Here is a 20333-nt window from a genome sequence, read left to right as displayed (position 1 = left end):
CGGTCAGAGCGCATGAAGACCGTCACCGAGACCCTATCCCCGGCCAGCAAGACCACCTCGACTCCACGTCAGGGCATCACGCACATCACCGTGCGCGGCGCCCGCCAGCACAACCTGCGCAACGTATCCGTGTCGATCCCGCGGAATACGCTGACGGTGGTGACCGGTCTCTCGGGCTCGGGTAAGAGTTCGCTCGCCTTCGACACCATCTACGCGGAAGGGCAGCGCCGTTACGTCGAGACTCTCTCGGCTTATGCGCGGCAGTTCCTCGATCAGATGGAGCGGCCGGACGTCGATGCGATCGACGGCCTTTCGCCGGCGATCTCCATCGAGCAGAAGACCACGTCCCGTTCTCCTCGTTCGACCGTCGGCACCATCACCGAGATCTACGACTACCTGCGCCTGCTTTATGCCTCGGTTGGGCAGCCGCACTGCCCGAACTGCCACCGTTCGATCTCGCGCCAGAGCGCCGACCAGATCGTCGAACGCATCGTGGCGCTGTCGCCGGGAGAGCGCATCACCGTCTTCGCCCCGATCGCCCGTGGCCGCAAGGGTGAGTTCCGCGAAGAGCTCGAGGCACTCGACCAGCAGGGATTCCGCGCCCGCGTCGACGGCGAGATTATCGAGATTACCGACGGCATGCGCCTGGAGAAGCGCAAGAATCACACCATCGAGGCGATCGTCGACCGCATCATTCTCAAGCCTGTACCAGCTGAGAATGCATCTGCCGCACTGGCAGACGCGCCGCCGAAGTACGATACGCGGAGGCTGGAGGCATCTGTCGCCAAGGCGCTGCAGATGGCGAATGGGCTGGTGCTGATCGGTATCCAGGACCCTGCAACCCGCAAGCAGGAAGAGACGCTGTACTCTTCGTCGATGGCCTGCCCGGATTGCGGCATCAACGTGCCCAAGCTGGAGCCGCGCAGCTTCTCGTTCAACTCGGCCTACGGCGCCTGCCCGGAGTGCCACGGTCTGGGATCGATCTACGACTTCGACCCGGCCAAGACCATCACGGACTGGTCGAAGCCGCTGCTGGACGGCGCGATGGGACCCGGTTCGGCATCGCAGTATCTGCTCCGCCTGATCAAGCTGGCAGCAGAGAAGTACAAGGTCGACGTCCGCAAGCCCTTTGAGCAGCTGACGCAGGAGCAGCAGAACCTTTTTCTATACGGCCCCCCCAAGGGCGAGGCTGGACGCACGGGATTTCATGGCATCTTTGCCTACCTGCGCGCCAATCTTGAGGACTCGAAGTCCGAGGGTTATCGCGAGTACATGATGCAGTACATGTCGGCGACGACATGCCCCCGCTGCCAGGGAAAGCGTCTGCGTCCGGAGTCTCTGGCGGTCACCGTCAACAGCCAGTCCATCGCCGACTTTACCGGCATGTCGCTGGAGCGGGCGCTTGGGAATGCCCGCAAGATGCACTTCACCGGCCGCGAACGGTTGATCGCCGACCGCCTGCAGCGCGAAGTGATCGAGCGGCTGGAGTTTCTGAACGCCGTCGGACTTGGCTATCTCTCGCTTGACCGCTCGGCGGCGACACTCTCCGGCGGCGAAGGTCAGCGCATCCGCCTGGCGACACAGATCGGCTCTCGGCTGCGCGGCGTGCTGTATGTGCTCGACGAGCCATCGATCGGCCTGCATCAGCGCGACAACCAGCGCCTGATCTCTGCGCTGGAGAACCTGCGCGATCTCGGCAACACCGTGCTGGTCGTCGAGCATGACGAAGACACCATCCGCAAGGCCGACTACGTGCTCGACCTGGGGCCCGGCGCCGGCAAGAACGGTGGCTACCTGATCGCGGCGGGAACGCCCGACGAGATCATGGCCAACGAGGCGTCGGTGACCGGCAAGTATCTTGCAGGAAAGATCGACATCGTGACGCGGCCCACACCGGGGCAGGCTCCCCGCCCGCTGACCGGCAACTGGATCACGGTCGAGAACGCGCATGCGCACAATCTTAAAGACGTGACGGCCCACTTTCCGCTGGGTGTGATGACGGTCATCACCGGCGTCTCGGGTTCGGGCAAGAGCACACTCGTCAACGACATCCTTTACCGCGCGCTGGCGAAGGAGCTTTACGGCTCGCGAGAGGAACCCGGACAGCACGGCAAGGTGCGCGGCATCTCACAGCTGGACAAGGTTATCCAGATCGACCAGTCTCCGATCGGCCGCACGCCGCGCTCGAATCCTGCGACCTACACCGGCGTCTTCTCGGCGATCCGCGATCTCTTCGCCATGCTGCCGGAGTCGCGCGAACGCGGCTACAAGCCAGGCCGCTTCAGCTTCAACGTGCAAGGCGGACGATGCGAGGCCTGCCAGGGCGAAGGACAGCGCCGCATCGAGATGAACTTCCTGCCCGACGTCTACGTGTTGTGCGAGGTCTGCAACGGCCGCCGCTACAACCAGGAGACGCTGGCGGTAAAGTTCAATGGCTATTCGATCGCCGACCTGCTCGACCTCGCCATCGAAGACGCGGTCCCGGTTCTGAAGGACATTCCCGCGGTCAATCAGCGGCTGCAAACGCTGGTCGACGTTGGCCTCGGCTACATTCATCTCGGCCAGTCGGCGACTACGCTCTCCGGCGGGGAGGCGCAGCGCATGAAGCTCGCCCGTGAGCTTTCGAAGCGCCAGACAGGCCGCACGCTCTATCTGCTCGACGAGCCGACCACCGGTCTGCACTTCGATGATGTGCGCAAGCTGCTGGAAGTGCTGCACCGTCTCACCGATCTGGGCAATTCGGTGATGATCATCGAACATAACCTCGACATCATCCGCAACGCCGACTACATCCTCGACCTCGGCCCCGAGGGTGGAGAAGGAGGCGGCCAGGTCATCGCCTACGGAACGCCGGAGCAGGTCGCGACGGTCAGAGGATCGCATACTGCGGAGTTCCTGGCACGGCACTACACCCCGGCTCAACTGGCAGCAAGCCGCAACGGCACCAGCCACTCAGGACCGCAGCCGGCCAGCATCGGCGCTGCGGCTGACCCGGAAAAGCGCGCCAGGGGTACCTTCGTTCCGCCGGAGAAGAAAACCGGCGTGCCCAAGGCTCGAACGACTAAACTGAGCGAGGCGACAGACTCGCCTAAAGCGAAGACTGCTACCAAAGCCGTAAAAAAGACCGCCGCCAAAAAGACGGCAAAGAAGAAGGCATGAGCCATCCCGCAATACCTCCGCTGCCGGACGATCTGAACCGCGACTACGCGCAGCCGCAGGCTTCGGTCGTCGATACGGCGACGCTGCCTCCGATGAACGACGGAGACGCGATCATCATCGAAGCCCCTCCGCCATCAGCGGCTCCTGGCCCAGGAGTTCCAGCACGTATTCCCCACATCGGCCATGCCGCGCTGTTTATTGGATTCAGCTTTCTTCTGTTACTGGTCGCACAGGTCTCGCTGCTGGGGCTGGCGCATCCTGTCGTCGATCCGCACAATACTGCGACCGCGGTGGCACATCCCAAGCTGATCGTCTCCGCCGAAGCCGTCACCTATCTCATCTCGCTCGCAGTCGCTTACTTCTTCTTTCCTCTCCTGTGGCAGCGCTCCTTCGGCGACGGCATTCGATGGGCCTTCGATGCCGCCAAGCGAAACTGGTACAAGCTGATCGGTATGGGGCTGGTGGCAGGCTTCGCCGTTCAGGCGATCTCTTCACTGATCCCGGTACCGAAGTCGATCCCGATGGACGACTTCTTCCGCACCTCGTCGGACATATGGCTGGTCACGGCCTTCGGAACGCTGCTTGGCCCGGTGTTTGAGGAGATTACTTTCCGCGGCTTCCTCTTCCCTGCCTTCGCCATCGCCTATGACTGGCTCTCGCTGCCCCGCACGCCAGCGGCGCACGAACACTGGCAGAAGACGACGGCGATCACGACCGCGTCGGTGATCTTTTCAACGATTCTCTCCAGCATGCTCTTTGCGCTGCTGCATGCCGAACAGCTGGCTCATGCCTGGGTGGCACTGTTTGTGCTCTTCTGCGTCTCGGTCATCCTGACGATCGTTCGCATCCGCACACGTTCCGTCGCCTGCTCGGCTCTGGTTCACGCCAGCTACAACGCATCGGTCTTTCTGACGATGTTTATCGCAACCGGCGGCTACCGGCATCTCGATAAATTGACCCGCTAGTAGCGGCGGATCGCCGCTGAGAGATATCCCCGAGTAAACGGCTCCAGCGTATCTCATAAACGTAAGTTGCTCATTACCAGGGTCTCTCCCCGCATCCGTCACAAAAAATAAGCGGCAATTCTGCTTTGAGAGAGTCTCGTTGAGCCGGCGACGTAGTATGGACTGCGCTGACTCGATCGGAGGATTCTTCGTATGCGCATTGAGCCCTATCTCAACTTCAACGGCAACTGCAAAGAGGCCTTTGAATTCTATGCACGCGTTCTGAATGGCAAGATCGAATTCATGCTCACCCATGCCGAAGCCCCACCGGAGGCGCAGGCAGGCCCGGAGTGGCAGGACAAGATCCTGCATGCCCGCATGTCCGTTGGCGAAGCGGTCCTCATGGCCTCGGATGTTCCGGGAGACCGCTATCAGCCGCCGCGCTCCTTCTCGGTCAGCCTGCAGATCGACGACGTTGCCGAAGCCGAGCGAGTCTTTAAAGAGTTGTCGGCCGGAAGCGAGAAGATCATGATGCCCATCCAGCCCACATTCTGGGCGGCCCGGTTCGCCATGTTCTTCGACCGCTACAACACTCCATGGATGATCAACTGCAATCCGCCCGCTGCCTAAATCGATCGACCCTCCTGACCAGGAGAAGGGATACAGCAGATCTTTGAACTCGAAGACTTCGGCCAGGAGCTGAGCGACGAGACACGGGCCACCGAAGAACGGATGCGCGACCAGCTTGCGGGCAGCTAACAGGCATTTCTTTTTCTTGATAGAACCCCATCGAACGGAGAAGACATTCATATGGCGGTCGACCTCGAAACAGCATCCTCCTCAAAGGCCCGTACCTACACCGGCTATACGCTGGCGGCTCTCTTTCTTCTCTTTATGCTCCTGGACGCCGTGATGAAGTTCACGCACGCGGCGCCTGTGATCGCGGCCAATACGCAGCTGGAGATTCCACCGTGGATGACGCCCGCACTCGGCGTTATTGTGCTCGTCTGCCTGGCGCTCTATGCCATCCCCGCAACAGCGGTGCTGGGCGCTGTGCTCTTTACCGGATACCTGGGAGGAGCCATCGCCGTTCATGCGCGCGTCGGCAATCCGTTCTTCTCCCATACACTGTTTCCGCTCTACGTGGCGCTCTTTCTCTGGGGCGCTATCTGGTTTCGCGATCAGACGCTGCGCGATCTCTTCCCCATCGTGAAGTCGCCACAGGCATCGGCGCCGTCGAAGGGCATGCTGTACACGGGCTATACGGTCACAGTTCTGGCTGCCCTGTTTGTCCTCTTCAGTGCCGTCATGAAGTTTATCTACACGCTACCTGCCGGAGCGCCACCCCCAGGCTTCCCGATGGAACACATGCACACGCTCGCGTACCTCGAGTTCGTGCTTGTGGCACTGTACCTGTTTCCGCGCACGGCGTTCTTCGGCACCGTGTTTCTGACCGGCTATCTCGGAGGAGCGACGGCCATCAACCTTCGTTCAGGCGAACCGATCGGCGCCTCGCTGATTCCGGTAATCGTCGGCGTTGCACTCTGGGCTGGCTACTGGCTGCGCAGCGCCGAGGTACGGTCGCTGCTCCCTGCGCGACGGCGTTAATCGAGTCCCCTCGCCGCTTAAGGAGCGAGCCTCGGAATCGACAAGACGTGGTCAACAAATGTACCCTCGCCATGACCACATGAGTTTGACAAAGAATCGCTCCTTCTATCTCCTTGGCAAAAGCGCTCTTACGGGTGCGCTCGGGGGCCTGCTCTTCGGCTTCGATACCGCCGTCATCTCCGGCGTAACCCACTCCCTGCAATTGCACTACGCGCTGACCGAGGGCCAGAAGGGCTTTACCGTCGCCATCGCGCTGTACGGCACGGTGCTGGGAGCTATCTTCGCCGGGCCGCTGGGGCAGAAGATCGGATCGCGCGCCGCGCTGCGCATCATGGCGATTCTGTATGTGGTCTCCTCTCTGGGCTGCGCCTTCGCCGGACCGTGGGGAGCCTTCCTGTTCTTCCGTTTTCTGGGTGGTCTGGGCATCGGAGGCTCTTCCGTTCTTGGCCCTGTCTATATCGCCGAACTGGCGCCGGCGAAGTGGCGCGGACGCCTGGTGGGCCTGTTTCAGATCAACATCGTCATCGGAATCCTGCTGGCTTATCTGTCGAACGCCATCGTGGCGCACTTTGCCCTGGGAGCTATCGAATGGCGCGTGCAACTCGGCATCGGCATCCTGCCTGCGCTGCTGTTCCTTGCGCTCCTCTATTCGGTGCCGCAGTCGTCACGCTGGCTCGTCTCGCAGAACCGCATCGACGAGGCCTATAGCATTCTCGCCGAACTAGGCTCGCCTGACTCGCAGGCCGAGATCGACGCCATCTCCGCCTCTCTGCGCTCCGAGGGCGGCGGCACCCAGCACACACTCTTCCAGGGCCGCTATGCGAAGCTCATCTTTCTCGCCGTATCGATCGGGCTGTTCAATCAGCTCTCCGGCATCAACGCAATTCTGTACTACCTGAACGACATCTTTGGCTTCGCGGGTTTCACCTCGGTTTCGAGCAACGTGCAGGCGGTGTTCGTCGGCTTTGCCAACCTGATCTTCACGATGATCGGCATCTCGATCATCGACAGGATCGGGCGCAAACCGCTGCTGCTGATCGGTGCGGTGGGTACCTTCTTTGCGCTGTCGGGCGTAGCCTGGGTCTTCCATACCGGCCAGCATCTGAAGCTGCTGCTGCCGCTGCTGATCGGCTTTATCGCCGCCTTTGCCCTGAGCCAGGGAGCAGTGATCTGGGTGTACCTGTCGGAGGTCTTTCCTACCAACGTGCGCTCAAAGGGGCAGAGCCTGGGATCGTCGTCCCACTGGATCGCCAACGGCATCATCGCCAACCTGTTTCCCTACGTGGCCGGTTACTCCAGGTCGCTGCCGTTCGCCTTCTTCGCCGGGATGATGGTGCTGCAGTTCTTCACCGTGCTGCTGGTCTACCCGGAGACGAAGGGACAGACGCTGGAAGGAATGCAGGAGCACCTGGGGCTGCATTAAGGTTCGGCTTCGCGAGAGGAACGTAGAATGACTGGTGACATGGCTAACGACAATCGCACCGACCTGCTGAACCTGATCGCGACCCTCTCCTTCAAGCTGGGCGACTTCACGCTCGCCAGCGGCAAGAAGTCGGACTACTACATCGACTGCCGCATTACGACGCTGCACGCCGAGGGCGGACGGCTCTCCGGGCTGGCGCTCTATGACATGATTGCCGAGCACTTCCCGCAGGCCGAAGGCGTCGGCGGACTGACGATGGGCGCCGACCCGCTAGTCTCGAACACAGCCTCGGCTTCGGCGTGGCACCACCTGCATCACCACCGCGATAATCTCGTCCATGGCTTTCTGGTTCGCAAAGCCGAAAAGACGCACGGCACCGGCCGTCGCCTCGAAGGCTTCCTCAAGCCCGGAGCCAAGGTCATCATCGTCGACGACGTCTGCACCACCGGAGGCTCCACCATTACGGCCATCGAGGCGACGCAGGCGGCAGGCATGAACGTCATCGGCGTCCTCTGCCTCGTCGACCGCGAACAGGGCGGACGAGACAACATCGAAGCCGCAGCCCCCAATGCGCCGTTTCACGCTCTGTTTACCGCAAACGATGTTCGCGCAGCACATATTGCGTTGAACAAGTAAGACTGCACGATCGACTCTGAAACGCGGAGGTCGTGAGGGCACCCAACAGCCGGAGATCACCGACGTCGGAGGCTGCGAGGCCGACGGAAGGGCTGCTGATCTTATGCAGCGTCACCCGAACGGCGACGTAGTCAGGTAGCCTTCTGGTCCGCCGGGCTGGATGGCCGCCTGCGCTGGGTCGACCCCGCTCCGCGTTTATCTTCGATAAACTAGAAGGGACATGATTCCTACCCTAGAATGGCTCCCGAACGGCGTTAACTTCCTCGACCAGACCAAGCTTCCTCTCGAGGAAACCTACGTCCTTGCCACCGATTACAACCAGGTTGCCACCGTCATCCGCGACATGATCGTCCGCGGCGCTCCGGCGATCGGCGTCTCTGCTGCCATGGGCGTGGCGCTCGGCGTCAGCCAGAGCAGCGCGACCGACATTCCGGCCCTCAGCGAAGAGGTCGCCATCATCGCGAAGACGCTCGCCGAGACACGGCCCACCGCCGTCAACCTCTTCTGGGCCATCGAGCGCATGCGCAACAAGTACAACGCGCTCGCTGAGTCCGGCGCTGCGATCCCCGAAATCAAGGAAGCCCTCATCAAGGAAGCACAGCTGATGTACGACGAGGACATCGCCGCCTGCAAGTCGATGGGCGCGCATGGCGCTGCCCTGCTGCCGCAGGAAGGCACCGTGCTGACCCACTGCAACGCAGGCGCACTCGCAACGTGCGGCTACGGCACGGCGCTTGGAGTCATTCGGGCTGCAGTCGAGCGCGGCCACAAGATCGACGTCTACGCCGATGAGACTCGCCCGTACCTGCAGGGTGCTCGCCTTACCGCGTGGGAGCTGTTGCACGACAATATCCCCACCACCGTGCTGTGCGACAACATGGCCGGCTCCCTGATGCGGCAGGGCAACATCCAGGCCGTCATCGTTGGCGCTGACCGCATCGCTGCCAACGGCGATACGGCCAACAAGATCGGCACCTACTCGGTCGCCGTGCTGGCGAAGGAGCATGGGATTCCGTTCTACGTTGCGGCTCCGCTGTCGACCATCGACGTGGCCACGCCGAACGGCGACGCGATTCCGATCGAGCAGCGCTCGGCCATGGAGGTCACACACTCGAACGGCAAGCAGATGACGCCCAACGGGGCTGCGATCCAGAACCCGGCCTTCGATGCGACCCCGGCCAAGTACATTACGGCGATCATCACGGAGCACGGCGTGCTGCGCGCGCCTTACGAGAAGAGCATCCCGGAGATGTTCGAGAAGGCCGCGAACAATCCGGAGCTGATCACAGCTTAGCCTGCACTATGCAAACAATTGCAGAAAGGGCGCTCATCACGAGCGCCCTTTTTCTTGCTGCCAGCTAATTCTTTGTCAGGAAGAACATCCACTCCACCTGGATGAGGGCGAGGACGAGGACGGCGCACCATCCCCGTCCACGCGATGCGCGCGAACCAGATTCGCGGTATGCCACCAGGCCCAGTACAGCCAGCGGGGCGAGCACGGGAAAGTGATATGTGGGATGCGACATCGTCACCCAGTACGGCAGTCCGTAGAGGACGATGGCCCCGGTAAGCAGCCAGGCCTGCCAGCTTCGCCATAAAGTGGCCGGTGCGGCGGCGATCCAGAAAAAGGCAAAACCAGCTATCGCCAGATAGCAGACGGCATCGAGCACGAAGGCCACCGGAAACCATCGCCTGCCTGAGCCGCCGGAGCCGCGCAGATTGGCGGCGGTAAAGATATCGAAGCCCCAGAAGCAGCGGATGCGGTTTGCGGTTCGCAGCAGAAAGACGCCGGGATGGCGAAGAACGTACGCGGTGGCCAGCTTTTGATAGGCGGCGCCGCGGTCGATCTCCGGCACGGCAGTCATGGATCGCAACACGGACTCGTATTCGGGATACTGGAGGATTTCGTCGCTGCCGAGCTTGGCGTGCGAGCCGAAGTACCAGGTGCGGTAGAGGGGCGTCCAGGGGTTGTTGCCGTAGTAGGCGTTCGCACCGTTGGAGTTGTTGATCATCCAGCGGCCGCAGAGTTGATGCGCGTAGACGGCCCACGCCGCAACCATGACGGCAGCGACGGCAACAGCGGCCAGCGGTCTGGACAGGCTGCGGCGGCGCAGCAGAACAACGACGGGCAGTACGACCGCCAACGGCAGGGCGCTGGGCCGCACGAGGGAGAAGTAGCCAAGCGAACCGCCGAGCAGCAGAGCTTCTCCCCAGCCTGCCCCGTCAACGCACCGCACCGTGGCGCTCAAGGCCCATACCAGAAGCGCAGCAGCCGGCATCTGCGTCATCGGTTCGATGGAGAAGTGAATCAGCGCAGGGGTGACGCTGAAGATTGCCAGTACGGCGAGTCGCAGGCCCTCGGGTATCTTGAGATCCTTCGCCAGCCTTGCAAAGCCAACGAAGAACAGCACCCACCAGAGCAGCATGGATGCGCGCAGTACCATGGTTCCGGCCCCGGCAGCGACAAACGGCGCGAGATACAGCGACATGCCCGGCGGCCAGTAGGGCACGAAGTGCGTGCGAGACAGCAGTTGCACCGCCATCTCGCGATAGTCACCAGAGTCGGAGGCCAGCGGGGCTCCGGCAACCGGCAGAAGCGCAGCGATGCGGATCATCAGGCTGATGAAGAGGAGCGTGGCAAATAGAACGGAGCGTGGCCAGGTCGCCGCGATTGCCTGTGGCTGATTTTCCTTCACGCACCTCTCCCCACGCGGCGGGCTGTTATACGTTCAGCGGCAAGAGCCGTAGAATATGCTCGCTTATCGGACCTGCCGATCTCATTGTCGCTGAAAAGCTTCTACCCTAGAAACAGGCTCAGCGTGATTCGTCGCTTCTTCAATCCGCGAAACAAGTCGCTGCTGCGCGGCTCGATCCTTTCCCTCCTCAGCCTGGCCCTCGCCATCCAATTGTCTGACTTCCCGCACAACCGGGCGACGCCGCTGCTCGTGCTGCCCCTGCCTCTGGCCATTGCCGGAACCATCGACCACCTGCGCTGCATGAGGCGGCAATGGAGTTTTTACCACGGTGGCGTGCTTCTGCTGGTCTACATGGACCTGATGGTGATCAGCATGATCCTGTTTTTTCTTCTTTATCCTTACACCCAGTGGCTGACCGCACAGTAAATCCCGTCATCATAGCTACTACGGACGAAGATCAGGCCATTCTTGACTCGGGGTGTTAGACTCCGGGAATCTCAAAAAACACGGTGTCGGAGCGATACATGATTAAAGGCTTTCGCGATTTCATTCTGCGCGGCAATGTAATTGACCTTGCCGTCGCCGTCATCATCGGTGCTGCCTTCTCGGCCATCACCAAATCCCTGGTCGAGGATGTCATTACTCCCTTGATCGCGGCGATCGTGGGCAAACCGGACTTCTCGGCGCTCGTCTTTCACCTGAACGGCACGCCCATCAAATACGGCTCGTTTATAACGGCCGCAATCAACTTCCTGATCATCGCCTTTGTCATCTATTTCTTCCTGGTGCTGCCGGTGCAAAAGCTGTTGGCTCGCCTGAAGGGACCTGAGGAAGCGGCGGCAGTGACGACCAAGCCCTGCCCGGAGTGCCTGTCGGACATACCGCTGGCCGCTCATCGCTGCAGGTTCTGCAGCCAGCCCGTCGCCTAAGCTAAAAGACGAGTCATGCATGCCGAAGGCTCGCTCCGGGCCTTCGCGCATGCGTTACTCTACCTCTAACTCCATTAGAGGTCTTCGTTCTTGCGCGTTGCCCGGTCGCTGTCCTGCCTACTCCTTTTCGCAGCACTCTCTGCCCCGGCTCAAACCACGCGTGTCTTTGGATTTCGTGACTTTACCCAGCAGGCGAAATGGGACGCTGCGTTTCTGCCTGTGCCGGATGCAAAGCTGGCAGGCGCGCACCTCAAGGTTCTGACCGCTGCCCCGCACTGGGCCAGCTCCCCTGAGGACTATGCAACCGCCCTTTATGTCGCCGACAAGTTCAAGGCCGCAGGCATCGAAACGAAGATCGTTCCCTACAAAGTTCAGCTGAATAAACCCATCAAGATTGAGATCGAGGCCTTCGACGCGGAGGGCAGGAAGCTAATGTCGGGGCCGACACGCGAGCACGTCGATCCGTCGAAGAACGGTGGCGACCCCTTTCAGGACGATCCACGCGTCCTCCCCGCCTTCAATGGCTCCTCCCCATCAGGAGATGTAACCGGCGACGTGGTTTACGCCAACTACGGCACCCTGGAGGACTTCAAGAAGCTGGCGGGACTCGGAATCAGCGTGAAGGACAAGATCGTCCTCGTACGCTATGGCGGTAATTTTCGCGGGGTGAAGGTCTATATTGCTCAGCAATACGGTGCGAAAGGGGTCCTGATCTATTCGGACCCGGCAGACGACGGCTACTACCGCGGCGATGTCTACCCAAAGGGGCCTTACAGGCCGGAGACGGGAGTTCAGCGCGGCTCCGTCCAGTTTCTCCCGATCTATCCCGGCGATGCGCGGACACCGGGCATTGCAGCGACGCCTGATCTGCCGGACGCCAAGAGGATCGCGGATCGCCGTGGCAATGAACCCAGCATTCCTGCAAATCCGATCTCCTACGGCGACGCCACGCCGATCCTGAGGTGCCTCGGCGGTCAGGAGTCGCCACGCAACTGGCAGGGCGCGCTGCCCTTCACCTATCACCTGGGCGGGGTGGGCAAGGTGAAGGTTCACATGCTTCTGGAGCAGGACATTGCCCTGCGCACCATCTGGGACGTCATCGGAACGATTCCAGGCAGCGACAAATCGCAGAAAGATGACTGGGTTATTGCAGGCAATCATCGGGATGCCTGGGTGTACGGCGCGGTCGATCCCAGCTCCGGTACCGCAGCGATGCTGGAGGCCGTGCATGGACTTGGCGAACTGCTGAAGCAGGGCTGGAGACCGAAGCGCACGATCCTGCTTGGCTCATGGGACGCCGAGGAGGAAGGCCTGATCGGCTCGACCGAGTGGGTGGAGGACAACCAGGAGCGGCTTTCGCATGCCGTGGCGTACTTCAATACTGACGTGGGCGTCTCCGGACCGGAGTTCAAGGCCGCAGCCGTGCCGTCGCTGAAGCAGTTCGTCCGCGAGATCGCCCAGCAGGTTCCTTCCCCGAAGAGCGGCACCGTCTACGACCAGTGGAAGGCAGATCAGCAGACCGATGCCGAGCGGCGCATGACCGTGGACACCGGCTTTCCGGGGACGCCGTCACACAACAACGCCTCCCCTGAGAGCGAAGTACGGGTAGGCAACCTGGGCTCCGGGTCGGACTACACCCCGTTTATCCAGCACGTCGGCGTTCCTTCGACCGATATCGGCTCTGAGGGACCATACGGCGTCTATCACTCCGTCTTCGACAACTACAACTGGTTCACGAAGTTCGCTGACCCGACCTTCGTCTACGAGCAGCAGCAGGCGCGGGTCTTCGGCCTCGAAATTCTGCACATGGCCGACACCGACGTGCTGCCCTACGACTATCAGACGTATGGCCGCGAGATTATGCATTACCTCGAGAACGCCTCGCATCGTGCGACGACGGCAAAGATGACACTCGACTTTGCCCCTGCGCAGGCTGCTGCGAAACGCTTCGAGACCTCCGGCGCGTCGGTCAAGTCGATTGAGATGGCTCCCCCGTCCAATGCCGTGAAGCTGAACGAGGCTCTTCGCAATGCGGAGAATGCACTGCTGAACCCGTCCGGGCTGCCGCACCGGCCCTGGTACCGGCATCTGATCTACGCTCCCGGAGAGTTCACCGGATACGCCGCCGTGGTCATCCCCGGAGTCAACGAAGGAATCAGCGCATCCGACCCGGCCCGAACTCAGACACAGCTGGCAGTGCTGGCCGAGGCACTGAACCGGGCAGCCGCCATCCTGGAGGCTGCGGCGAAGTAACCCGGACTGCCGCCTCTCTGCCTACAATAGGAGCAGGCCCAGAGATCGACCGGACCGTGCCTGGAGACGTTTTGATGAGATCGGCTGCTCGCATCCCCATCTTGCTGCTTTGCCTGCTGAGCGTGCTTACAGGCGCTGCCTCTGCCCAGACCGCTGCGGTCGCTGGCCCCAGCACAGCCGACAAAGCCAGGATCCTCACCTACATTCACTCCAACTGGGACGTGCTCGCGCGCTCCATGTCCAGCTGCAAGTCTGTGGTGGACTCCAAGGTCACCACCACCCCTATCCTCTATCTTCCTGTCGGCATGGAGACTCCTCCAGAGGTGCTGTCCATGGAAAAAGAGTGCAAGGTGGAGGTGCGAGCGCTGCCACGCAAGATCGCGCATATGGGCGACGTCACCGTGGCCGAGGTGCCGCAAGAGGGCCTGCTCTACCTGCCGCACCCTTACGTTGTCCCGGGCGGACGCTTCAACGAGATGTACGGATGGGACAGCTACTTCATCGTGCTGGGGCTGATCGAGGACAAACGTACGGACCTCGCCCGCGACATGATCGAGAACTTCTTCTTCGAGATCGAAAACTATGGCTCCGTTCTCAATGCCAACCGGACGTATTACCTGACGCGCTCGCAGCCGCCGTTTCTGACTTCCATGATTCGGGATCTCTACGAACACCCAGCCGGAAAGCCTGTCACACGAGCATGGTTGGCGCGGGCCTACGGATATGCCAAGCAGGACTATACCGTGTGGACCTCGGCGCCTCATCTCGCCGGAGATACCGGCCTGGCCCGCTACAGCGATCTGGGCAACGGACCGGTGCCGGAGATGGCCGACGACAGCGCGTACTACACGGATGTGATTCGCTGGCTTCTCGCCCACCCGAACGTAAAGGCCGGTTATCTGATCGACGGGCCGCAGAATCCTACGCCGCAGGAGGCAGAGGATCTGTCCAAGACCAGCTGTGACGTCCGTATCTCAAAGGTCTGCGCCGGGGCCTGGGTGGATGGACACCGCCTCACAGCTGCGTTCTATCGCGGCGACCGTGCGATGCGCGAGTCGGGCTTCGATACCAGCTTCCGCTTCGGGCCGTTCAGCGGATCGACCGACCACTACGCCCCGGTGTGCCTGAATAGCCTGCTGTACAAGTACGAACGCGACATGGAGCACTTCGCGCTCCTGCTGGGACGCAACGCAGAGGCGGCCACCTGGCGGCGTCGTGCCGCGGCGCGCAAGGCAACCATCAATCGCCTGATGTGGAATCCGAAGAAGGGCATGTTCTTTGACTACGACTTCGTGAATGCCCAGCAGTCGACCTATAACTACGCCACCACGTTCTATCCCATGTGGGCGGGGCTTGCTACGCATGAGCAGGCGGCGGAGCTTCGCCTGCACCTGCCTCTGCTGGAACGCGCCGGCGGCCTTGCCACCAGCGACTTCGACTCGGGCACGCAGTGGGACCTCCCCTTCGGCTGGGCGCCTACCACCTGGCTGACGGTGAAGGGGCTCGCGGACTACGGCTTCAGTCCGGATGCAACGCGGATTGCAACCAACTTTTCACAAACCGTGCTGGAGAACTTCCTCCGTGATGGAACGATCAGGGAGAAGTACAACGTCGTCAGCGGATCGGCCAACGTTGAAGTGGCAACCGGCTACAAGAGCAACGTCGTCGGCTTCGGGTGGACCAACGGGGTGTACCTCGAGATGAACCGCCTTCTGGCGGACGCCGCCCGGCGGCTCTCGGCTGCCTCACTCTACCGCAACTTCGATCCGGAGCCGGTGGCGTACCAGTCGCGCATTGCCTTCGTTCCGCCCCGGAATCACTCCCGATCGCATCGCCGCGATCGCCGGAAAAATCCATCTCCGATCCTCTCGACGAGGACCGATCAGCGCGCGATGCCGCAACTTTGATCTCGCGCGCTGTCCCGCAGGCACTGAATTCGCTTAGTATGGCGTATACAATTGCCCAAGCTCCACAAATGGTATTACCACAGTTTTGAGCCATAAGGTTGGCTTGGCCATTGGGCCCTTGCTGTTCATGTCGATGAAGGAGAACGATCGTGTCTGCCAAAAAAGTTCCTGCCAAGAAGTCTCCCGCCAAGAAAGTCGCTGCTAAGAAGGCTGTCGTCAAGAAGGCCGTGAAGAAGCCAGCGCCGAAGAAGACTAACATTGAAAAGCTGACAGCTGCCGGTGTCATTCCTCAGGAGCATGCGGGGAAGCACAATCACAAGGTGATCAACAAGCTCAGCCCAACAGAGGTCAACACCCTGATCAAGCTGCGTTCCAAGCTGGGAGCTCTTAAGCCTGAGGACGATGCCCTCTCGCCGAACTTCCCTGTTTAGATCGACCGTTTGAAGGCCCTGCATGCGCAACTGCGTATTGCTGGGCCTATCTTCTCTCCAAACCGAACAGGCTATTTCACCCGTAGAGTCGTCCGTAGAAAGCCATGTCTCTGTCGCACAGTAACGTTCTCTGGAGCAAGATTCGGCTCGCCGAACCGCGTCTCCATGCCGCCACACAAGCCTTCTGGTCCCATCCGCAGCTGGCGGAGATTCTGCCATCGTTCCTGGTGCAGCTCCACCGAGTCATGAAGGGTGGAATCGACCTGATGCGCATCGCGCGTGAGCGTGCGCTGTCGATGCCCGGCGATCCAGTGGCAGCTATCGTGGCAGAGTATCTGGAAGAGCACATCCTCGAAGAGAAAGACCATGACGCGTGGCTGCTGGATGACATTGGCACGCTCGGGATCTCGCCGGAAGAGGTTGCAGGCGCGACGCCGCTTGCAGCGGTTGTTTCCCTTCTGGGAGCCCAGTATTTCTGGGCACTCAACATTCATCCCGTAGCGGTGTTCGGATACCTGATTGTCCTTGAGGGAAAGCCCCCCGTAGCTGCGGAGCTGGAGATGATTCGCAGGCGCACGGGTCTGCCTGCGTCGGCCTTCCGCTGCCTGCATGAGCACGCGGACAATGATCCGCACCATATCGCCGAGTTGAACAGCACGCTCGATGCCATGCCGCTGACGACTGAGCAGGAAGAGTACATCGCCCTCAGCGCCTTTCAAACCATCGATTCGGTTGCAGCGATTCTCGAAGAATTGACGAGCCTTCACGCTGCATCCCTCCAGCACTCGTTTGACGCACCGGCACCCGCTTATGGTTGAAGGCCAGACCATCTCGCATTACAAAGTCCTGGAGCAGCTGGGGGCCGGGGCTATGGGAATTGTCTGCAAGGCTGAAGACCTTCTGCTGCACCGGACCGTTGCCCTGAAGAGCCTCTCTCCCTCCGTGCTGGCTGACGACAAGCAGAAGCATAGCCTGCTGGAAGAGGCACGCGCTGCCTCCGTGCTGGATCATCCGAACATCTGCCGCATCCATCACATCGAAGAGCTGCCCGACGGACAGATCATCCTGGTGATGGGCTACTACGACGGCGAGACACTGGCCCAGCGCATTACACGCGGGCCACTCGACAGCGCGACCGCTTCGGTGCTCACCACACAGCTACTCTCCGGACTGCAGCACGCCCACTCCAAGGGCATCATCCATCGCGACGTGAAGCCTTCGAACCTGATCATCAACCCCGAGGGGCAGGTAAAGATCGTCGACTTCGGCCTGGCGCGGCGCTCAAATATTCAACGGGCGCTTACCGAGACCGGCATCATCGTCGGAACCATCAGCTATATGGCTCCCGAGCAGGTGCACTCCAAGCCCGTCGACCACCGAGCCGATCTCTGGGCCGTCGGCGTGTGTCTGTACGAGATGCTCACCGGCAAGCTGCCGTTCAACGGCGACACGCCGTACACGGTCTTCGATGCGATCGTCCACCTGACACCACGCCCGGTCACCGACTTTCGCTCCGACCTGCCGAGCAGCCTGCGGCTCGCGCTGCAGCGCTCACTGGAGAAGGAGCCTTCCAACCGCTTTCAGAATGCGGCGGAATTCATCGCCGCCCTGGGAACGCTGACCTCCTCCGGCTCGACCTTCACGGTCGCTCTGCCGACGTTGATGCTCGACTACGGCGGGAATCGCGATACGCCGTCCGTCGTGGTGCTTCCCTTCAGCACCATGGGAGCCGAGAACGAAGCGCAGTACTTCTGCGACGGCCTGACCGACGAGATCATCACCGATCTGTCCAGCGTGCATGCTCTGCGCATTATCTGCAGAGCATCGGCGATGCAGTTGAAGGGGACGAAAGATTCGCCACAGAAGATTGCACGAGATCTGAATGTGCGTTATGTGCTCGAGGGCTCTGTGCGTCTCAGCAAGGGCGCCTCGCTGGATACAAACGCCAGAATCCGTGTGACAACGCAGTTGATCGACCCGCAGAATAACTCCCTGGTTTGGGCAGAGAAGTTCAATGGAACCCTGGATGACGTCTTCGACATCCAGGAAAACATCTCGCGCCAGATCGTGTCTGCATTGAAGATCAAACTCTCTCCTTCTGAGGACAAACATATGCTCGAAAGGCCTCTGCCGGATGCTGAAGCCTATCGCCATTACCTGATGGCGAAACACGAGATCCTCAACTACTCCGAGGACGCGCTGGCGCGTGCACTCGAGTATCTGGATGCCGGCGAGAGCATCGTCGGCAAGAACGCACTGCTGCTTGCGGCCAAGGGACAGGTTTACTGGCAGTACATCAACGCCGGCATCTCGTCCGATATGGCCTACCTGGCGCGGGCGCGGGAGTGCGCGAACGAGGCGCTGGAGCTCGATCCGGAGTCCGCGCACGCTTTTCGGCTGCTGGGACTGATCAGCGTGCAGGAGGGTGACAGCCAGCGCGCGGTGCGGCTGTTGAAACGGGCGATCAGCGCCGACCCCAACGACTCCGACACCCTGAGCTGGTACTCCGCCGTCTGCGGCCTGAGCGGAAAGGCGCATGCCGCCATGCCGCTGGCACGCCGCATCCTCGATATCGATCCGCTGACGCCGGTCTATCGCTTCATTCCCGGTCTGCTCTCCCTGATGGGAGGGGAGTTCGCCGATGCCCTGCCATCGTTCGATGACGCAATCCGCCTCGACCCTACGAATGCGATGCTGCTCTGGTGCCGGGGACAGATTCTCGCTCTGCTGCGCCGCAACGACGAAGCCGTGGCACAGATGCGTGCGATCGACGAGATGCATCCCGGTCACTTCTTCTCGCAGATCGGCACGGTGATGCAGGCTGCGCTGACTGGCGACCGCGAGTGGATGGATCGTGCCATGACGCCCGAGCTCAGCCAGATTACCGAGTGCGATCCGCACTACTCCTGGAACTTTGCCCAGTGCTATGCGGTGATCGGCGATGCGCCCAACGCGGTCCTCTGGCTGGAGAAGGCTCTCCAGAAGGGATTCATCAACTACCCCATGATCAGCCGCTGGGACCCACTGCTGGCGACGGTGCGGCACGCCGACTCCTTCGATGAGCTGGTCGACCGCGTCCGTGAACAATGGGAAGCCTTCGAGGTCTAGCGGCGAACCCTCCTGACTCTGATCACCCGCGGCTGGGAGCCTTGCCCAGCAGTTCGCGTGCGATGACCATGCGCTGAATCTCGCTGGTTCCTTCTCCAATGGGGCAGAGCCGCACATCGCGATAGAACTTCTCCGCCGGATAATCCTTGATAAATCCGTAGCCACCGTGAATCTGTACGCCTTCGTCGCAGATACGACAGGCTGCTTCGCTGGCGTAGAGCTTGGCCATCGCGGATTCCAGCGTCACCTTCTGCTTAGCGTCCTTCATCTGTGCGGCGCGCATGGTCAGCAGCCACGCTGCATCCAGCTCGGTCGCCATATCGGCCAGCTTGAACTGGATCGCCTGGAACTCGCTGATCGTCTTTCCGAACTGCCGCCTCTCCTTTGCGTACTTCATCGCAGCGTCGAGCGCGCCGCGTCCTATGCCGAGACTTAGTGCCGCAATCGAGATGCGGCCGCCATCGAGCACCCGCATGGCGTCTTTGAATCCGTCTCCAAGGCCCCCGATCAGGTTTTCCTCCGGGATCTCGCAGTTCTCAAAGATCAGCTCCGCCGTATCACTTGCGCGCAGGCCAAGCTTGTTCTCTTTCTTGCCGGAGCGAAAGCCGGGCGTACCCCGCTCAACGAGAAAGGCCGAGACGCCGCCATGAGTCCCTTTCTCCTTGTCGGTCACGGCCAGCACGACGGCGCAGTTGGCGTAGCTGCCATTCGTGATGAAGGTCTTCGAACCGTTGAGCACCCATCTATCGCCCTTCTTCGTTGCCGTGGTCCGCGCACCACCAGCGTCGGAGCCCGAACCCGGCTCGGTGAGCCCCCATGCACCGAGCCATTCTCCGCTGGCCAGCCGCGGAATCCAGCGATGGCGCTGCTCGTCGTCGCCTGCAAGCATGATGTGGTTGGTGCAGAGAGAATTGTGCGCGGCAACAATGATGCCAACGCTACCGTCGACTCGGGATAGCTCTTCGATGGCGAGGACATATTCGACATAGCCCATGCCCGTCCCGCCAAGATCTTCAGGGAAGATGACCCCCATCAGGCCCATCTCGCCCAGCTTCTTCACTACGTCATGCGGGAACTCGCTCTTCTCGTCCCACTCCATGACGTGCGGCGCGATCTCGCGCTCTGCGAAGGCCCGCACCTCCCTCCGCAGCTGCTCCTGCTCTCCGGTCAAACCAAACATCCACGCCCCTCCCATCCTCGCTATCCATAAGCGAGGCTTATCACGCTATCACATTCGTG

16 protein-coding genes are annotated in these 20333 nt (G+C 61.2%); 14 read left to right on the top strand and 2 right to left on the bottom strand.

The genetic code is table 11. The annotated features are described in order from the left end of the window. Positions 1 to 12: 12 nt before the first annotated feature. The 7 genes from uvrA (at position 13) to mtnA (ending at position 9064) form a co-directional block, all read left to right on the top strand. Positions 13 to 3159, top strand: coding sequence for an excinuclease ABC subunit UvrA (gene uvrA / locus PW789_RS05685; protein WP_299372736.1), 3147 nt, complete (start codon positions 13 to 15; stop codon positions 3157 to 3159). Next, on the top strand, positions 3156 to 4124 hold the full coding sequence (locus PW789_RS05680; protein ID WP_299372733.1) for a CPBP family intramembrane glutamic endopeptidase: 969 nt from the start codon (positions 3156 to 3158) through the stop codon (positions 4122 to 4124). The genes uvrA and PW789_RS05680 overlap by 4 nt, the downstream gene beginning before the upstream one ends. A 192-nt stretch (positions 4125 to 4316) precedes the next feature. Beyond that, complete coding sequence (locus PW789_RS05675) at positions 4317 to 4733, top strand: VOC family protein (protein WP_299372730.1); 417 nt, start codon at positions 4317 to 4319, stop codon at positions 4731 to 4733. Positions 4734 to 4913: 180 nt separating this feature from the next. Then, on the top strand, positions 4914 to 5711 hold the full coding sequence (locus PW789_RS05670; RefSeq protein ID WP_299372727.1) for a DoxX family protein: 798 nt from the start codon (positions 4914 to 4916) through the stop codon (positions 5709 to 5711). Between the two features lie 79 nt (positions 5712 to 5790). After that, positions 5791 to 7134, top strand: a complete 1344-nt coding sequence (locus PW789_RS05665) for a sugar porter family MFS transporter (RefSeq protein ID WP_299372724.1) — start codon at positions 5791 to 5793, stop codon at positions 7132 to 7134. Positions 7135 to 7161: 27 nt separating this feature from the next. Further along, positions 7162 to 7770, top strand: coding sequence for an orotate phosphoribosyltransferase (pyrE, locus tag PW789_RS05660; protein ID WP_299372721.1), 609 nt, complete (start codon positions 7162 to 7164; stop codon positions 7768 to 7770). A gap of 220 nt (positions 7771 to 7990) precedes the next feature. After that, positions 7991 to 9064: an S-methyl-5-thioribose-1-phosphate isomerase gene (gene mtnA, locus PW789_RS05655; RefSeq protein ID WP_299372718.1), complete on the top strand. Its 1074-nt coding sequence runs from the start codon at positions 7991 to 7993 to the stop codon at positions 9062 to 9064. A gap of 64 nt (positions 9065 to 9128) precedes the next feature. Here mtnA and PW789_RS05650 read toward each other — a convergent pair whose 3' ends face one another. After that, positions 9129 to 10466 carry a hypothetical protein gene (locus PW789_RS05650; RefSeq protein WP_299372715.1) on the bottom strand — a complete coding sequence of 446 codons (1338 nt, stop codon included), beginning with the start codon at positions 10464 to 10466 and terminating at the stop codon, positions 9129 to 9131. A 123-nt stretch (positions 10467 to 10589) separates the two neighbouring features. Here PW789_RS05650 and PW789_RS05645 point away from each other — a divergent pair, with 123 nt between their 5' ends. The 7 genes from PW789_RS05645 (at position 10590) to PW789_RS05615 (ending at position 19094) form a co-directional block, all read left to right on the top strand. Then, positions 10590 to 10892, top strand: coding sequence for a permease (locus PW789_RS05645; protein ID WP_299372712.1), 303 nt, complete (start codon positions 10590 to 10592; stop codon positions 10890 to 10892). Positions 10893 to 10990: 98 nt separating this feature from the next. Further along, positions 10991 to 11395, top strand: a complete 405-nt coding sequence (gene mscL, locus PW789_RS05640; protein WP_299372709.1) for a large conductance mechanosensitive channel protein MscL — start codon at positions 10991 to 10993, stop codon at positions 11393 to 11395. Positions 11396 to 11485: 90 nt separating this feature from the next. Then, positions 11486 to 13648, top strand: a complete 2163-nt coding sequence (locus tag PW789_RS05635) for a M28 family metallopeptidase (protein ID WP_299372706.1) — start codon at positions 11486 to 11488, stop codon at positions 13646 to 13648. 74 nt (positions 13649 to 13722) lie between these two features. Beyond that, positions 13723 to 15555, top strand: coding sequence for a trehalase family glycosidase (locus PW789_RS05630; RefSeq protein WP_299372703.1), 1833 nt, complete (start codon positions 13723 to 13725; stop codon positions 15553 to 15555). 149 nt (positions 15556 to 15704) lie between these two features. After that, positions 15705 to 15986 carry an aroma-sacti cluster domain-containing protein gene (locus tag PW789_RS05625; protein WP_299372700.1) on the top strand — a complete coding sequence of 94 codons (282 nt, stop codon included), beginning with the start codon at positions 15705 to 15707 and terminating at the stop codon, positions 15984 to 15986. Positions 15987 to 16090: 104 nt separating this feature from the next. Beyond that, entirely contained in the window at positions 16091 to 16804 is a 714-nt protein-coding gene (locus PW789_RS05620) for an iron-containing redox enzyme family protein (protein ID WP_299372697.1), read from the top strand. Then, positions 16797 to 19094: a serine/threonine-protein kinase gene (locus PW789_RS05615; RefSeq protein ID WP_299372694.1), complete on the top strand. Its 2298-nt coding sequence runs from the start codon at positions 16797 to 16799 to the stop codon at positions 19092 to 19094. Before PW789_RS05620 ends, PW789_RS05615 begins: the two co-directional genes overlap by 8 nt. A 22-nt stretch (positions 19095 to 19116) precedes the next feature. On the opposite strand, the gene PW789_RS05610 is transcribed toward PW789_RS05615, so the two are convergent. Next, the gene (locus PW789_RS05610) at positions 19117 to 20274 is read right to left on the bottom strand and encodes an acyl-CoA dehydrogenase (protein WP_299372691.1); all 1158 of its coding nucleotides are present in this window, start codon (positions 20272 to 20274) and stop codon (positions 19117 to 19119) included. Positions 20275 to 20333 lie beyond the last annotated feature (59 nt).

The sequence above is a fragment of the Edaphobacter sp. genome, assembly GCF_028283685.1.
Classification (GTDB): Bacteria; Acidobacteriota; Terriglobia; order Terriglobales; family Acidobacteriaceae; genus Edaphobacter.
Note: the sequence above shows the minus strand (reverse complement) of the source record. Positions and strands in the feature narration are given on the sequence as shown.

Bases quoted from the DNA above. Each gene is read 5' to 3' on its own strand.
- PW789_RS05680 (WP_299372733.1), top strand. From the start codon at position 3,156: ATGAGCCATCCCGCAATACCTCCGCTGCCGGACGATCTGAACCGCGAC.
- uvrA (WP_299372736.1), top strand. From the start codon at position 13: ATGAAGACCGTCACCGAGACCCTATCCCCGGCCAGCAAGACCACCTCG.
- PW789_RS05675 (WP_299372730.1), top strand. From the start codon at position 4,317: ATGCGCATTGAGCCCTATCTCAACTTCAACGGCAACTGCAAAGAGGCC.
- mtnA (WP_299372718.1), top strand. From the start codon at position 7,991: ATGATTCCTACCCTAGAATGGCTCCCGAACGGCGTTAACTTCCTCGAC.
- PW789_RS05670 (WP_299372727.1), top strand. From the start codon at position 4,914: ATGGCGGTCGACCTCGAAACAGCATCCTCCTCAAAGGCCCGTACCTAC.
- PW789_RS05610 (WP_299372691.1), bottom strand. From the start codon at position 20,274: ATGTTTGGTTTGACCGGAGAGCAGGAGCAGCTGCGGAGGGAGGTGCGG.
- PW789_RS05620 (WP_299372697.1), top strand. From the start codon at position 16,091: ATGTCTCTGTCGCACAGTAACGTTCTCTGGAGCAAGATTCGGCTCGCC.
- PW789_RS05665 (WP_299372724.1), top strand. From the start codon at position 5,791: ATGAGTTTGACAAAGAATCGCTCCTTCTATCTCCTTGGCAAAAGCGCT.
- pyrE (WP_299372721.1), top strand. From the start codon at position 7,162: ATGACTGGTGACATGGCTAACGACAATCGCACCGACCTGCTGAACCTG.
- PW789_RS05615 (WP_299372694.1), top strand. From the start codon at position 16,797: ATGGTTGAAGGCCAGACCATCTCGCATTACAAAGTCCTGGAGCAGCTG.
- mscL (WP_299372709.1), top strand. From the start codon at position 10,991: ATGATTAAAGGCTTTCGCGATTTCATTCTGCGCGGCAATGTAATTGAC.
- PW789_RS05630 (WP_299372703.1), top strand. From the start codon at position 13,723: ATGAGATCGGCTGCTCGCATCCCCATCTTGCTGCTTTGCCTGCTGAGC.